At 66.9% G+C, this 13,608-nt stretch carries 11 protein-coding genes; 9 read left to right on the top strand and 2 right to left on the bottom strand.

All coding sequences use genetic code 11. From position 1 onward, the window contains the following. The first annotated feature begins 58 nt into the window (after nucleotides 1–58). From ACKN61_RS19655 to ACKN61_RS19620, 8 genes are all read left to right on the top strand, one after another. Complete coding sequence (locus ACKN61_RS19655; protein WP_408950887.1) at nucleotides 59–1,288, top strand: parallel beta-helix domain-containing protein; 1,230 nt, start codon at nucleotides 59–61, stop codon at nucleotides 1,286–1,288. Between the two features lie 3 nt (nucleotides 1,289–1,291). Further along, the gene (locus ACKN61_RS19650) at nucleotides 1,292–2,434 is read left to right on the top strand and encodes an SO2930 family diheme c-type cytochrome (protein ID WP_408950886.1); all 1,143 of its coding nucleotides are present in this window, start codon (nucleotides 1,292–1,294) and stop codon (nucleotides 2,432–2,434) included. Nucleotides 2,435–2,517: 83 nt separating this feature from the next. Then, entirely contained in the window at nucleotides 2,518–4,941 is a 2,424-nt protein-coding gene (locus ACKN61_RS19645) for a TonB-dependent receptor (RefSeq protein WP_408950885.1), read from the top strand. 180 nt (nucleotides 4,942–5,121) lie between these two features. After that, on the top strand, nucleotides 5,122–7,239 hold the full coding sequence (gene recG, locus ACKN61_RS19640; RefSeq protein ID WP_408950884.1) for an ATP-dependent DNA helicase RecG: 2,118 nt from the start codon (nucleotides 5,122–5,124) through the stop codon (nucleotides 7,237–7,239). Nucleotides 7,240–7,362: 123 nt separating this feature from the next. Then, nucleotides 7,363–7,989 (top strand): DUF4166 domain-containing protein, encoded by a 627-nt coding sequence (locus ACKN61_RS19635; RefSeq protein ID WP_408950883.1) that lies wholly within the window; start codon nucleotides 7,363–7,365, stop codon nucleotides 7,987–7,989. Continuing rightward, entirely contained in the window at nucleotides 7,986–8,936 is a 951-nt protein-coding gene (locus ACKN61_RS19630; RefSeq protein WP_408950882.1) for a nucleoside hydrolase, read from the top strand. The genes ACKN61_RS19635 and ACKN61_RS19630 overlap by 4 nt, the downstream gene beginning before the upstream one ends. 806 nt (nucleotides 8,937–9,742) lie before the next feature. After that, entirely contained in the window at nucleotides 9,743–9,985 is a 243-nt protein-coding gene (locus tag ACKN61_RS19625) for a type B 50S ribosomal protein L31 (protein ID WP_031372636.1), read from the top strand. Nucleotides 9,986–10,393: 408 nt separating this feature from the next. Continuing rightward, a complete protein-coding gene (locus tag ACKN61_RS19620) occupies nucleotides 10,394–11,701 on the top strand; it encodes a citrate synthase (RefSeq protein WP_031372635.1) in 1,308 nt (435 codons plus the stop codon). Between the two features lie 106 nt (nucleotides 11,702–11,807). Here ACKN61_RS19620 and ACKN61_RS19615 read toward each other — a convergent pair whose 3' ends face one another. Further along, nucleotides 11,808–12,185: a hypothetical protein gene (locus ACKN61_RS19615; RefSeq protein ID WP_408950881.1), complete on the bottom strand. Its 378-nt coding sequence runs from the start codon at nucleotides 12,183–12,185 to the stop codon at nucleotides 11,808–11,810. A 246-nt stretch (nucleotides 12,186–12,431) separates the two neighbouring features. Between ACKN61_RS19615 and ACKN61_RS19610 the strand changes: the two genes are divergently transcribed. Next, nucleotides 12,432–12,680 (top strand): hypothetical protein, encoded by a 249-nt coding sequence (locus ACKN61_RS19610; RefSeq protein WP_408950880.1) that lies wholly within the window; start codon nucleotides 12,432–12,434, stop codon nucleotides 12,678–12,680. A 242-nt stretch (nucleotides 12,681–12,922) separates the two neighbouring features. Here the strand turns inward: ACKN61_RS19610 and ACKN61_RS19605 are convergent, their stop codons facing one another. Further along, nucleotides 12,923–13,576, bottom strand: a complete 654-nt coding sequence (locus tag ACKN61_RS19605) for a hypothetical protein (RefSeq protein WP_408950879.1) — start codon at nucleotides 13,574–13,576, stop codon at nucleotides 12,923–12,925. Between the last annotated feature and the right edge of the window lie 32 nt (nucleotides 13,577–13,608).

Below are 13,608 nucleotides of genomic sequence, written 5' to 3'. Positions count from 1 at the left end.
AGGGACGCCCAACGCGAGCATTCGCGCCGCGCCCCGGTCGCCAATCACGGGGAGATCCATGAGCAAGCAGATTCCGGCGTTCGCCCTTGCCGCCGCCGCAGCCCTGGCCGCCGGTTGCGGTCCCGAGCAGCCCAAGCACACCGCGACCGCGCAGGTCGCCGCCGGCGACGCCGCCTTCGCCGAGAGCTTCCGCACCCGTCTGCTCGACGCCAAGCCGGGCGAGGTGATCGAGGTGCCGGCCGGGCGCTACACCTTCGACCGCAGCCTGACCCTGCGCGTGGACGGCGTGACCATCCGCGGCGCCGGCCCGGACAAGTCGGTGCTGAGCTTCAAGGGCCAGAAGGCCGGCGCCGAAGGCCTGCTGGTCAACGCCAGCCAGTTCACCATCGAGAATCTGGCGATCGAGGACAGCAAGGGCGACGGCCTCAAGATCAACGAGGCGCAGGACATCACCATCCGCAACGTGCGGGTCGAATGGACCGGCGGGCCGAGCACCAAGAACGGCGCCTACGGCCTGTACCCGGTCAAGACCCGCAACGTGCTGATCGAGAACTCGGTGGCCATCGGCGCCTCCGATGCCGGCATCTACGTCGGCCAGTCGCGCGACGTGATCGTCCGCAACAGCCGCGCCGAGTTCAACGTCGCCGGCATCGAGATCGAAAACACGATCAACGCCGACGTTTACGACAATGTCGCCACCAACAACACCGGCGGCATCCTGGTGTTCAACATGCCGGCGCTGTCGCAGCAGGGCGGGGCGATCCGCGTGTTCAAGAACAAGGTGTTCAAGAACAACACCGCCAACTTCGGCGCCAAGGGCACGCCGGTGGCCAGCGTGCCGGCCGGCAGCGGCATGGTGGTGAATTCCAACGACGACGTCGAGATCTTCGACAACGACATCAGCGACAACGCCACCACCAACATCATCGTCTCCAGCGTGTATTCGACCGGCTACAAGGACGACAAGGCGGCGAAAGACTTCGATCCCTATCCGGAGCGGATCTCGATCTACGGCAATCGCCTGTCCGGCGGCGGCGACTCGCCCGACGGTTTCGATCTCAAGGCCCTGAAGACGGCGATCTACGGCCTCAACGGCCGCTTCCCCGACGTGCTGTGGGACGGGTATGCCAACAAGGCGCTCAAGGACGGGCCGCAGATCTGCATCCGCGACGTCTCCGGCGTGATCAACGCCGATGGTCCCGGCGGCTACAAGAGCCCGAGCCAAGACCTCAAGTCCTACGCCTGCACCCTGCCGAAGCTGCCGGCGATCGACCTCAAGCGCGGTTGATCGATGCGCAAGACGATGATGCGCTCGGTCGTTGCCGTATTGCTGTCGATGCTGCTGGCCGGATGCGCGCGCGAGTCGGCGCCGGCGCCGGTGCATTTCTTCGCCGACGGCCAGCCGCCGACCCTGGCCGAATGGAACCTGCTGCGCGTCGCCGACGGCCGCTTGAAGCTCAATGCCGGGGTCGTGCCCTACGACTTGAACACGCCGCTGTTCTCCGACTACGCGCACAAGCTGCGCACGGTATGGATGCCGAAGGGCCAGGCCGCGCAGTACCGGGCTGACGAGGCCTTCGATTTCCCGGTCGGCACCATCTTCAGCAAGACCTTCTACTACCCGCGCAGCCAGGCCGGCGGCGATGCGGTACTGCGCAGCGCCGACGATGGCCCGGAGCTGCGCGGCGGCGGTTTGGAACTGGCCAAGGTCCGGCTGGTCGAGACGCGTTTGTTGCTGCGGCGCCAGCAGGGTTGGGTTGCGCTGCCTTACGTGTGGAACGCCGAACAGACCGAGGCGCGGTTGATGCGCAGCGGCGCCTTGATTTCGCTGAGTCTGGTCGCGGCCGACGGCCAACGCGAAGCGGCCGAATACCAAGTGCCGGACCAGAACCAATGCGCCGGCTGCCACGGCGTCGACATGAAGAGCAAGGCGCTGCAGCCGATCGGGCCGAAGGCACGCCATCTCAATCGCGACTTCGCTTACGACGATGGGCTGAGCAATCAGATCGCGCGCTGGACTCGCGCCGGCTATCTGCACGGCGCGCCCGCTGCGGCCGCCGCGCCGCGCGATGCTAACTGGCGCGACACTAAGGCGGGCCTGGACGCGCGCGCGCGCGCCTATCTCGACATCAACTGCGGCCATTGCCACAGCCCGAAAGGGCCGGGCAACACCTCGGGCCTGTGGCTCGATGCGGCGACCCAAGAGCCGATGCGGCTGGGCCGCTGCAAGCTGCCGATCGCCGCCGGCAAGGGCACCGGCGATTTCCGTCACGACATCGTGCCGGGCAAGCCCGATCAATCGATCCTGCTCTATCGCATGCGCAGCGACGACCCTTCGGTGATGATGCCGGAGCTGGGTCGCAGTGTCGTGCACACCGAAGGGGTAAGACTGATCCGCGACTGGATCGCCGCGCAACAGGGGCAGTGCGGCTGATACCTGCGGGTCGGGGAAGGCAGGGAGGGGAACGCGCCGCCGTGCGCGTTCGTGTCTACGACGAACGAGAGGGGAGCTTTCCGATGCCGTTGCGCAAACACCGTTTGGTCACCGCGACCACCGCCGCACTCGCCGCGCTTTGCGGCGGCGCCTTCGCCCTGGCCGCGCCGGTCGCCTACGCCCAGGAGGCGGCGCCGAAGGAGCTGGAGAAGATCACCGTCACCGCGCAGAGCCGCGAGCAGGAACTGCAGGACGTGCCGATCGCCCTGCAGGTGGTGACCGACGAGCTCATCGACGACATCGCCGCGCAGGACATGGGCGACCTGGACAGCTTCGTGCCGGGCCTGGTGGTCGACAGCCAGCAACCGACCCAGCCGGGCTTCCAGTTGCGCGGCATCAGTACCGACGACTTCGGCATCGGCACCGATCCGGCGGTCGGCGTATACGTCGACGGCGTGTACGCCGGTCGTGGCGGCGGCGTGCTGTTGCCGTTCACCGATGTCGAGCGCATCGAAGTGCTGAAGGGGCCGCAGGGCACCTTGTTCGGCCGCAACACCGCTGCCGGCGCGGTCTCGATCATCACCCGCAAACCCGACTTCAGCGCCACCGAGGTCAAGGCGCGTCTGCGCCTGGGCAGCGACGGCAAGCAATACGTCGACGGCATGCTCAACCTGCCGACCGGCGAACACTCGGCGTTTCGCTTCAACGCCCTGGTCAATCACGCCGACGGCTGGATCCAGGACGCGGTGACCGGCGAGGACCTCGGCCCGGAAAACAACTGGGCCACGCGCGCGGCCTTCAAGGCCCGCTTCGGCGAGCGCACCAGCGCGTTGCTGAGTTGGGACCACGAAAGCCTGGACCAGAACGGCCAGGTCACCACCGGCATCGTCGCCTTGCCGTCCGCGCCGGGCCTGCCGACTCTGCCGGTCGACGAATCGGCTTATCTCGACCCGCGCAAGATCCCGACCGCGGTCGACATCGAGGGCAACGAAGAGTCGCGGCGTTTCGACGGCGTGACCCTGATCGTCGACCACGGTTTCGACTGGGGCGGTTTCACCTCGACCACCTCGTGGCGCGACTACGACTCGGTCAACCGGGTCGAGGAAGACGGCACCAACCGCAAGTACCTGTACGTCGATTCGACCAACACCGAGAGCAACCGCAGCTTCTATCAGGAGTTCAAGTTCAGCGGCAGCACAGACACGCTCGACTGGATCGCCGGCGCCAGCTATTTCGACGAGAAGGCCCGCCAGACCAGCGAGGTCAATGCGCTGACCGATTCGGTCGACACCATCGTGCGCAACCTCGGCCTGGCGCCGACCCCGGACGGGCGTCTGTTCGGCTTCTTCGACGACCTGCTGCAGGCCAACGGCATTCCGCTGACCCTGCTCGGCCACCGCTGGAACGAGACCTTCCACAACACCCTCGACACCAAGGCCTATGCGGTGTTCGGCGACGTGATCTGGCACGCGACCGACAAGCTCAACCTGACCGTCGGCCTGCGCTATACCCGCGACGAGAAGAAGTTCTCGTGGTTGAACACGCCGCGTACCGCGCCGACCCTCGATGCGACCTTGAACCAATTGCAGGCCTTCGGCTTCTTCGACATGGTCGGCCTGCCGCGCGAAGCGTTCGTGTTCGACGTCGCCTTCATCGACCCGCCGGCGATGCTCAACAAGGGCGTACTCAACCGCACCTCGAACAGTTGGAGCGATTTCAGCCCGCGTTTCGTCGTCGACTACCACTTCAGCGACGACACCATGGTGTTCGCTTCGCTGGCCAAGGGCTACAAGGCCGGCGGCTTCAACTCGCTGCAGATCGGCAGCAGTTTCGAGAACGAGGACGTGTGGAACTTCGAGACCGGCATCAAGCAGGTCTTCCCCGAGCAGCGCGTGCAGCTCAACGCCTCGGCTTACTACTATGTCTACGACAACCGCCAGGCGGTGCGGTTGGACAGCAGCACCGACATTCCGCGCTTCGTCGTCGATACCTCCGACCTGGAAGCCTACGGCCTCGACCTCGACCTGCGCTGGCAGGCCACCGATAACTTCGGCCTCGACTTCAACGCCGGTTTCATCGATTCGACCTACAAGAACTACGTGACCTCCGACGGCATCGACGCCAGCGGCGATCCCACCGGCCTGCCGTATTGGTCGATGGCCGGCGGCGCGCATTACGTCTGGAACCTCGGCGAGCACGGCGACCTGCGCTTCTCTCTGCGCCATGCCTATCGCGGCAAGGTCCGCTGCAGCGAGGAGTCGCAGGCGCAGAACCGCTGCGGCGTCAGCCCGGCCTTGAACCTCGGCGAGGCGCAGAACCGCACCGACTTGCGCGTGGGCTGGACCTCGCCGCAGGGGCGCTGGGGCCTGGCCGCCTACGGCAATAATCTGTTCGACCACCAGTACATCAACGCGCTCGGCACCTACGGCAAGAACGTGCTCGGCACGGTCGGCGCGCGGGTCAGCGAACCGCGCAGCTACGGCGTGGAGTTCAGCGCGAGGTTCTGAGGCAGGGCCGGTCGTTTCATTGTTCCGTCGTTCCCGCTTCGGCGGGATCACGGCAGAATCCCGCATCGACGGCAGCAGCGGTTTCGTTCGCCGCCGCGATGCATCGGGGTTCACGCTTAAGACCCGGCACAGGGACGCGCCGGGGTTTAGCTTTGCGGCCGTTCCCGGCATGCTTATGCGATGCCGAGCCGTCAGGACGGGCCCTCCGTCGATCTCCACACACAGCCGTTGCCGCGGATGCCCGGGGTGGGGCCGCGCGTGGCCGACAAGCTCGCCGCACGCGGCCTGACCACGCTGCAGGATTTCTGGCTGCAACTGCCGCGGCAATACGAAGACCGCACCCAGATCACCCCGATCCGGCTGCTCCAGCCCGGCGTCGCCGCCCAGGTCGAAGGCCGGGTCGAGGCGGTCGACCGCGGCTTTCGTTACCGGCCGATGCTGCGCGTGGCGGTCGGCGACGATTCGCGCTCGGTGCTGGTGCTGCGCTTCTTCCATTTTCGCGCCGCCCAGGTCGCGCAGTTCCGCATCGGCGCCCGGGTGCGCCTGTACGGCACGCCCAAGCCGGGCCAGCACGGGCTCGAGATCGTTCATCCCAGCTATCGCGTGCTCGACGACGAGGGCGAGGTCGCGCTTGGCGAACAACTCGACCCGGTCTATCCGGCGATCGAAGGCATCGGCCCGGCGACTCTGCGCCGCCTGATCGGCTATGCCCTCGACCGCCTGCCCGACGATGCCTCGCTGGAGCTGCTGCCGCGCGAGCTGCGCGAGCGCCTGCAACTGCCGACCTTGCGCGAAGCGCTGCTGACCGTGCACCGGCCGGCGGTCGACGCCGACGTGGCCGCCTTGATCGCCGGCCGCCACCCGGCGCAGCGACGGCTCGCACTCGAAGAACTGCTCGCCCATCACCTCAGCCTGCGCCGCCAGCGCATCAGCCAACAGGCGCACAAGTCGCGCCCGCTCAAGCAGATGCCGCTGGCCGAGAAACTGCGCAAGGCGCTGCCGTTCAAACTCACCGGCGCGCAGCGGCGGGTGTTCGACGAGATCCGCGCCGACCTGGCCAAACCCTCGCCGATGCTGCGCCTGGTCCAGGGCGACGTCGGCAGCGGCAAGACCGTGGTCGCCGCGCTCGCGGCGATGCTGGCCGTGCAGCACGGCCGCCAGGCCGCGCTGATGGCGCCGACCGAATTGTTGGCCGAGCAGCACCTCAATAATCTGCGCCGCTGGCTCGAGCCGCTGGGCGTGCGCGTGGCCTGGCTGGCCGGCAAGGTCACCGGCCGCGCGCGCAAGGCGGTGCTCGAACAGGTGGCCAACGGCGAGGCGCAGGTGGTGGTCGGCACCCATGCATTGATGCAGGAAGGCGTGGCGTTCCGCGACCTGGCCCTGGCGATCGTCGACGAGCAACACCGCTTCGGCGTCCACCAGCGCCTGGCCTTGAGGGACAAAGGCGCCGGCGGCGCGGTCGGCGACGATGCGATCGTGCCGCACCAGTTGGTCATGACCGCCACCCCGATCCCGCGCACCCTGGCGATGACGGCTTATGCCGATCTCGATGTGTCGGCGATCGACGAACTGCCGCCCGGACGCACGCCGGTGCAGACCGTCGCGCTCGGCGAAGAGCGCCGGCCCGAACTGGTGCAACGCATCCGCACCGCCTGCGCCGAAGGCCGGCAGGCGTACTGGGTCTGCACCCTGATCGACGATTCCGACGAGGTGATCGCCCAGGCCGCGCAGACCACGTTCGAGGAACTGTCGCAGCAACTCGCGCCGCTGCGCGTCGGCCTCGTGCACGGGCGCATGAAGGCCAAGGAAAAGCAGGAAACGATGCGCGCGTTCAAGGACGGCGAACTCGACCTGCTGGTTGCGACCACGGTGATCGAAGTCGGCGTCGACGTGCCCAACGCTTCGTTGATGATCATCGAAAACGCCGAGCGGCTCGGCCTGGCTCAGTTGCATCAGCTGCGCGGACGCGTCGGTCGCGGCAGCGCCGCGTCGAGTTGCGTGCTGCTGTATCGCTCGCCGCTGTCGGGCCTGGCGCGCCAGCGCCTGGACACCATGCGCAAGACCCACGACGGATTCGTGATCGCCGAGAAGGACCTGGAGCTGCGCGGCCCCGGCGAACTGCTCGGCACCCGCCAGACCGGCCTGGCCGGCTTCCGCGTCGCCGATCTGGCCCGCGATGCCGACCTGCTGCCGCTGGTGCAGGAACTGGGCGAGCGCCTGCTGAAGACTTCACCAGAGCTGGCCGAACGCATCGTCTCGCGCTGGGTCGGCGGTGCCGCGAGATACGCTTCGGCCTGATCGTCTCGGCCTGATCGCCTCGGCCTGATCGTCGAGGGCTGTCGCGGCGGCGCCTGAGCGCCGTGACCCAGGCCGCAAGCCGGGCACAATCGAACACTCCCCGCGACCGCAAACAATGGCATAGTGTCCCGCCAGCTGGAGCGCCCCACCCGGATGCCGGGAGCCCTTCAAAACGCGGCCACGCAATGGTTCGGCCCGGCTTTCGACCGGCTGCACCCCTTGCTGCAGGCGCTGCATCGCAGCGGCGGGACCTTGGGCGGGCAGGTCGCTCTTTCCACCGGAACCGGTCCGGCCGGGTACATCGGCCGCCGTCTCGCCCGACGCCTCGGCATTCCGATCGATCGCGCACGTCGCGGTTTCCGCGTCGACATCGTCCATGACGCGCAGGCCATGCAGTGGCGCCGCCGTTTCGACGACGGCAGCGAACTGATCTCGGTGTTCCGTCCCGTCGGCCGTTATCCCGATGGCCATTGGCTGGAAAGCACCGGCCCGGCGCGGATGAAACTCGGTGTCGAGCTCGAGGATGGCGGCTGGCGCTGGCGTCTGCGCGGCGTCGAAGTGCGCGGCGTGCCGCTGCCGCTGTTCCTGTTTCCGCGCACCGATGCCTACAAGCGCATCGAAGACGGCGAGCGTTACCGCTTCGCCGTCGCCTTTTCTCTGTTTCCCTTCGGCGAGCTGTTGCGCTACGAAGGCGCGCTGCACGCTGTCCCGGCCGACGCGGCCGTTACCGACGAACGAGTGGCTTCATGACTGATCGTATTCCCCTGCTTATCGATACCGACCCCGGTGTGGACGACGCGCTGGCGCTGCTGATGGCGTTCAACGATCCGCGCCACGAACTGGTCGGACTGACCATCGCCGCCGGCAACGTCGGCCTCAAACACACCGTCGCCAACGCGCTCAAGCTTTGCGAAGTGGCCGGCGTCGACGTGCCGGTGTTCGCCGGCGCCGATGCGCCCTTGCTGCATCCATCGCCGGACGCGGGCTATGTGCACGGCCAGGACGGTTTCGGCGATGTCGGCTACGAAGCCGCCAAGCGCCAGGTCGAAGCCGAGCACGCCGCGCTCGCGATCATCCGCCTGTCGCACGAACACGCCGGCAAGTTGTTGCTGGTGGCGCTGGGGCCGCTGACCAACGTCGCGCTGGCGCTCAAGCTCGATCCGACCCTGCCCCAGCGCATCGCGCGCCTGGTGGTGATGGGCGGCGCGGTGACCTGCCAGGGCAACATCACCCCGGCGGCGGAGTTCAACATCTACTTCGATCCGGAAGCCGCGCACATCGTGTTCGAAGCCTTCGAGCACATCGACCTGGCCGACTGGGAAGCGGTGATCGCCCACGGCCTCCATCACGAGCGCGTGCTCACCTGGTTCCAGACCGATTCGGCGCGCGGCAAGTTCTACGAGCGCATTTCCGAGAAGACGCGGATGTGGTCGATCGACCGTCGCGGCGATCACTGGCATGCCGCCGATGCCCTGGCGATGGCGTTCGCGCTCGAACCCGAGGGTGCGCAGGACGTGCAATCGCGGCCGGTCTCGATCGAACTCGAAGGCACCCACAGCCGCGGCGCGACTGTGGTCGACTGGCGTCGCCAGGAAGGCCGCCCCGACAAGGTCGCGATCCTCATGAAATATGATCAACAGCGCTTCGAAACCCTGATTCAGAAGGCACTGGCCGCACACCCTCGCAGAGGAGAGTAGGCGTACGGCGAAACGGGCAGAAGCAACAGCGCCGCGACCTCCCGATTCAGAAGGCACTGGCCGCACACCCTCGCAGAGGAGAGTAGGCGTACGGCGAAACGGGCAGAAGCAACAGCGCCGCGACCTCCCGATTCAGAAGGCACTGGCCGCACACCCTCGCAGAGGAGAGTAGGCGTACGGCGAAACGGGCAGAAGCAACAGCGCCGCGACCTCCCGATTCAGAAGGCACTGGCCGCACACCCTCGCAGAGGAGAGTAGGCGTACGGCGAAACGGGCAGAAGCCGTGCTTCAAACGCCGGATTGAGACAGCACTGGCCGCACACCCTCGCAGAGGAGAGTAGGCGTACGGCGAAACGGGCAGAAGCAACAGCGCCGCGACCTCCCGATTCAGAAGGCACTGGCCGCACACCCTCGCAGAGGAGAGTAGGCGTACGGCGAAACGGGCAGAAGCCGTGCTTCAAACGCCGGATTGAGACAGCACTGGCCGCACACTCAGGCAGAGGAACGTCGGTTTACGGCGAAAGGTGCAGGAGTGCGGAAGGTCATCTCCAGCGCCCCAAGCCCACTCCGAGCCGCCTGTCCAAGCTTGAAGTGTTGATAGCCATCAGCGGGCGACGCCCCAAAGCCTCGCCCGCGATCGCCGGCTAGGTGCCGGCCAATGGAGCAAGAAGCAGGGTGCGTATGGCTCGCGCCCGCCTCATTCAGCCTCAGCGCCGCCGATTGGTTTTCCGGCCAAATGGACTTGCACGCCCCCCAATCCGGCCGCTATACTGCCCGACTTTCCCGCATACCTAAGGTTGAGTGCCATGAAGGCAGGCATCCATCCCGAATACCGTAACGTCGTGTTCCAGGACGTCACCACCGACTTCCAGATCCTGACCCGTTCGACCCTGTCGAGCAAGGAAACGATCAAGCTCGACGGCACCGAGTATCCGCTGATCAAGGTCGACATCTCGTCGGCGTCGCACCCGTTCTATACGGGTAAGCACAAGATCATGGACACCAGCGGTCGCGTCGACAAGTTCCGCAAGCGTTACGCGCAGAAGTAATCGCGTCGCAATCGCTGTGCGCACAACGGCTGCCCGAAAGGGCGGCCGTTTGCGTTTGCGTCGCCACCGGTTCCGCTGAGCGACGGGTGTGGCCGCGACGGTTCGCGCCTCCCCGGATGCCTTCGTCGCGTTCGGTCCGGGCCGGCGACCGCCTCGCGACAGGCTTTCCGCCAAGCCGCGACAAGCCGGCCCGCGTCCGCCGGCGCGAGGCCTTCCTGGGCCTGCCTCGGGGCCGAAAACCGGCCTCGGCGATGAAACGCTGCGTGGCCGCCATGCGCCCCTCCCGACCAAAGTCCGAGCTTGGGCTCAAGAAGCGTTGTGCGATAATTCAGCATCGCAGTTCAAATGCGACCCCCGTCCCCCTCCTGCCGCGGCCTTCCCTGCGGCAGGCAGATTGAGGAGTGTTTCGTGTCCGATGATTCCAAAAAAGCTGGCCTCGATCAGGTCACCCTGACCGCCGGCGACAAGAGCGTGATCTTGCCGGTGCAGCATCCGGTGTTGGGCGCTTCCTGCGTCGACATCGCCAAGCTGCCGAAAGAAACCGGGATGTTCACCTACGACCCCGGCTTCACCGCGACCGCCAGCTGCAAGTCGGCGATCACCTACATCGACGGCGATGAGGGCGTGCTGCTGTACCGCGGCTACCCGATCGAACAGCTCGCCGAGAAGTCGAACTTCCTCGAAGTCGCCTATCTGCTGATGAACGGCGAACTGCCGACCGCCGGCGAGTTCAGCAAGTTCGAGCACGAAGTCACGCATCACACGATGATGCACGAAGCGTTTCGTACCTTCCTGTACGGCTTCCGCCACGACGCCCATCCGATGGCGATGCTGGTCGGCATGCTCGGCTCGATGGCGAGCTTCTATCACAACGAACTCGACCTGGAAGATCCGGAACAGCGCCGCCTGGCCGCGATCCGCCTGATCGCCAAGGTGCCGACGATCGCCGCCGCCTGCCATCGTTATTCGATCGGCTGGCCGATCCGCTATCCGAAGAACAGCCTCGACTACACCACGCGCTTCCTGCACATGCTGTTCGAAGTGCCGAGCGAGCCGCTGGAACTCAATCCGGTCGCCGCCAAGGCGATGGACCTGCTGTTCATCCTGCACGCCGACCACGAGCAGAACGCCTCGACCTCGACCGTGCGCCTGGTCGGTTCGACCGGTGCCAACCCCTACGTCAGCGTCGCCTCCGGCGTCGCCGCGTTGTGGGGGCCGGCGCACGGCGGCGCCAACGAGGCCGTGCTCAAGATGCTCAACGAGATCGGTCGCCCCGAGAACGTCAAGGGCGCGATCGACAAGGCCAAGGACAAGGAGTCGGGCTTCCGCTTGATGGGCTTCGGCCACCGCGTCTACAAGAACTACGATCCGCGCGCCGCGCTGGTCCGCAAGATGACCCACGACGTGCTCGGCGAGCTCGGCGTCAACGATCCGCTGCTCGAAGTGGCGATGAAGCTCGAAGAAGCGGCGCTCAAGGACGAGTACTTCGTTCAGCGCAAGCTCTACCCGAACGTCGATTTCTACTCGGGCATCATCTACAAGGCGCTCGGCATTCCGGTCGAGATGTTCACGGTCATGTTCGCGATCGCGCGCACCGCCGGTTGGGTCTCGCATTGGCTGGAACAGCAGAACGACCCCGAGAACAAGATCGGCCGTCCGCGCCAGATCTACACCGGTCACGCGACGCGCGACTACGTCGGCGCCGACCAGCGCTGATCCGCGTCCGCATCCCGGATGCGAAAACGCCCCGCTTCGGCGGGGCGTTTTCGTTTGCGCTCCGGATCGGCATCGCGCGGCGATGCCGGACCGAGCGGGTCGCGCTTTACTCGACCTCGCAGTCGGTCAGACTCAGGTACTCGGTGCCGGACGTGAAGCCGACCGTGCAGGTCGCGGTGAAGGCGGTGCCTGGCGGAAGTGCGGCCAGCTTGCCGTCCTCGCTGGTCAGGCGTGCGTATTCGACCTCGCCGTCGGCGTCGGTCGCGGAGGTGAGCGCGGTGTCGGCCATCGAGGTGCTCTGTTCCAGCACCACCGCGGTGAAGCGCACGGCCTGATCGTACTCCGGCATCGACAGCGCGCTGTGCCCGGCCTCTTCGTAGCTTTGATAGAGCTTGGACAGGCTGGTCGCCGCGGGCTTGCCGGCGGCGACGGCGGCCGACGAAAGCGTCGCCAGACACAGCAGTACGGTTCCATGAAATCGCATGATGCTTCCTTGGGTGGCTGCGTAAAGGTTCGTCATTGTGCCGTCGGCCCGTGGCGGTGTCTCGTTCGTCATCGGGCAAGTTTCACGGAAACCTCGGCCCGGCCGGGCGCGGGGCTGCTGCGGAGCCCGGACGGCGTTGCGCGGCATGGTGGGGCGCTTCCTGCTAAGGATCGATGCGGATTTATACGCGTTGCGACAGCGGCGGGGTGGGGCCGGCGGCCGTCGCTATGGAGTCTTTGCGACCGCTTGCAGGTCGCGGATGAAATGCGCATATGCGCGGCGGTCGTCGGCGGCGCCGGGCGCGATGCGTTCGCGTTGCGCTTGCGCCTGGCGCATGGCCCGGTCGGCACCGAGGCTGCCGTCGAGCACGCCGTCGCGCAATTGCCGCATGCGCTGCAGGCTCAGGCCGGAGGCACGGGCGTATTTGTCGTTCTGGGCCAGAAAGAAGCCGATCAGCGCTGGCGGCAGGCGTGCGTCGTCGGCGATTTCGTTTGATGCGCACGCGGCCGCATGGCCCTTGGCTCATCTCGTGCCGCTATCCCGCGAAGGCGTGGCCCCTGGGGCTCGGTCGCGACATGGCCCTGAAGTCTCCGGATCCCCGCCTTCGCGGGGATGGCGCTTGGAAGCGTCGCGAGGGTGGTCAGGCGCACGGCGATGACCGGGCCGCCTGCTCAGGCGTTCTGTGGCCGAGGCGGGCCGGAGGGCTCTGCCCGCAGCGGTATCCGCGCCAGGGCCCGCTATCCTCGCTCGAAGTCGGAAATTTCCTCGTCGGCCAGCAACTGCCGCAACTGCGCCGCCGAGGCGCGTTTCATCGGCTTCTCGTCGACGTTCGACAACGGCGCCTGGCGCAGCACGTCGAGCGGCAGTACGGTCAGGTCGAAGGTCAGGTCCTCGGCACCGAACACCCACACCGGGAAGTCTTCGCTGCGTTCGCGGTCCAGGCGCAAGCGGCGTTCGCGGGCTTCGGCTGGGATCAGATGGTGATCCAGGAACATCGACACGGCCTCGGCATCGTCGCTGTACAGGTGCAGGGCGACCGGGCTGCGTGCGTCGGCGGTGCCGTCCAGCACCGGGCCGACCAGGCGCGGCTCGAACTCGGCGAAGAACTCGAGCGCGCGCAGCGCGGCCTCGCGGCGTTGGCGCAGGCCGTTGAGGTTGTCGCGCTGGAACAGGCGCTGATACTCGCGCAAGGCGTCCTCGATCTCGCGGTTACGCGGCAGCGAAGCGTCGTCGAAGATGCCCAGGCGTTCGGCGGCCTTGAGCTTGGCCTGGTGGTAGTCGCGGATGCCGCTCTCGGCGATCAGGCGGGCCGCTTCGTGGGCGAGGCGATGGCGACGCTCGCGAATGCGGGTCTGCGCATGCTGATGTGCGTGCTGTCGGGCCTGGTGCATCTCGACCTCCGGGCTGGCACGTCACGGCGAGG

The organism is Lysobacter sp. Hz25 (genome assembly GCF_046097045.1).
GTDB classification, from domain to species: domain Bacteria; phylum Pseudomonadota; class Gammaproteobacteria; order Xanthomonadales; family Xanthomonadaceae; genus Lysobacter; species Lysobacter antibioticus_B.
Note: the sequence above shows the minus strand (reverse complement) of the source record. Positions and strands in the feature narration are given on the sequence as shown.

Coding starts and splice junctions, on each gene's coding strand:
- ACKN61_RS19655 (WP_408950887.1), top strand. CDS start 59: ATGAGCAAGCAGATTCCGGCGTTCGCCCTTGCCGCCGCCGCAGCCCTG.
- ACKN61_RS19650 (WP_408950886.1), top strand. CDS start 1,292: ATGCGCAAGACGATGATGCGCTCGGTCGTTGCCGTATTGCTGTCGATG.
- ACKN61_RS19645 (WP_408950885.1), top strand. CDS start 2,518: ATGCCGTTGCGCAAACACCGTTTGGTCACCGCGACCACCGCCGCACTC.
- recG (WP_408950884.1), top strand. CDS start 5,122: ATGCCGAGCCGTCAGGACGGGCCCTCCGTCGATCTCCACACACAGCCG.
- ACKN61_RS19630 (WP_408950882.1), top strand. CDS start 7,986: ATGACTGATCGTATTCCCCTGCTTATCGATACCGACCCCGGTGTGGAC.
- ACKN61_RS19625 (WP_031372636.1), top strand. CDS start 9,743: ATGAAGGCAGGCATCCATCCCGAATACCGTAACGTCGTGTTCCAGGAC.
- ACKN61_RS19615 (WP_408950881.1), bottom strand. CDS start 12,185: ATGCGATTTCATGGAACCGTACTGCTGTGTCTGGCGACGCTTTCGTCG.
- ACKN61_RS19605 (WP_408950879.1), bottom strand. CDS start 13,576: ATGCACCAGGCCCGACAGCACGCACATCAGCATGCGCAGACCCGCATT.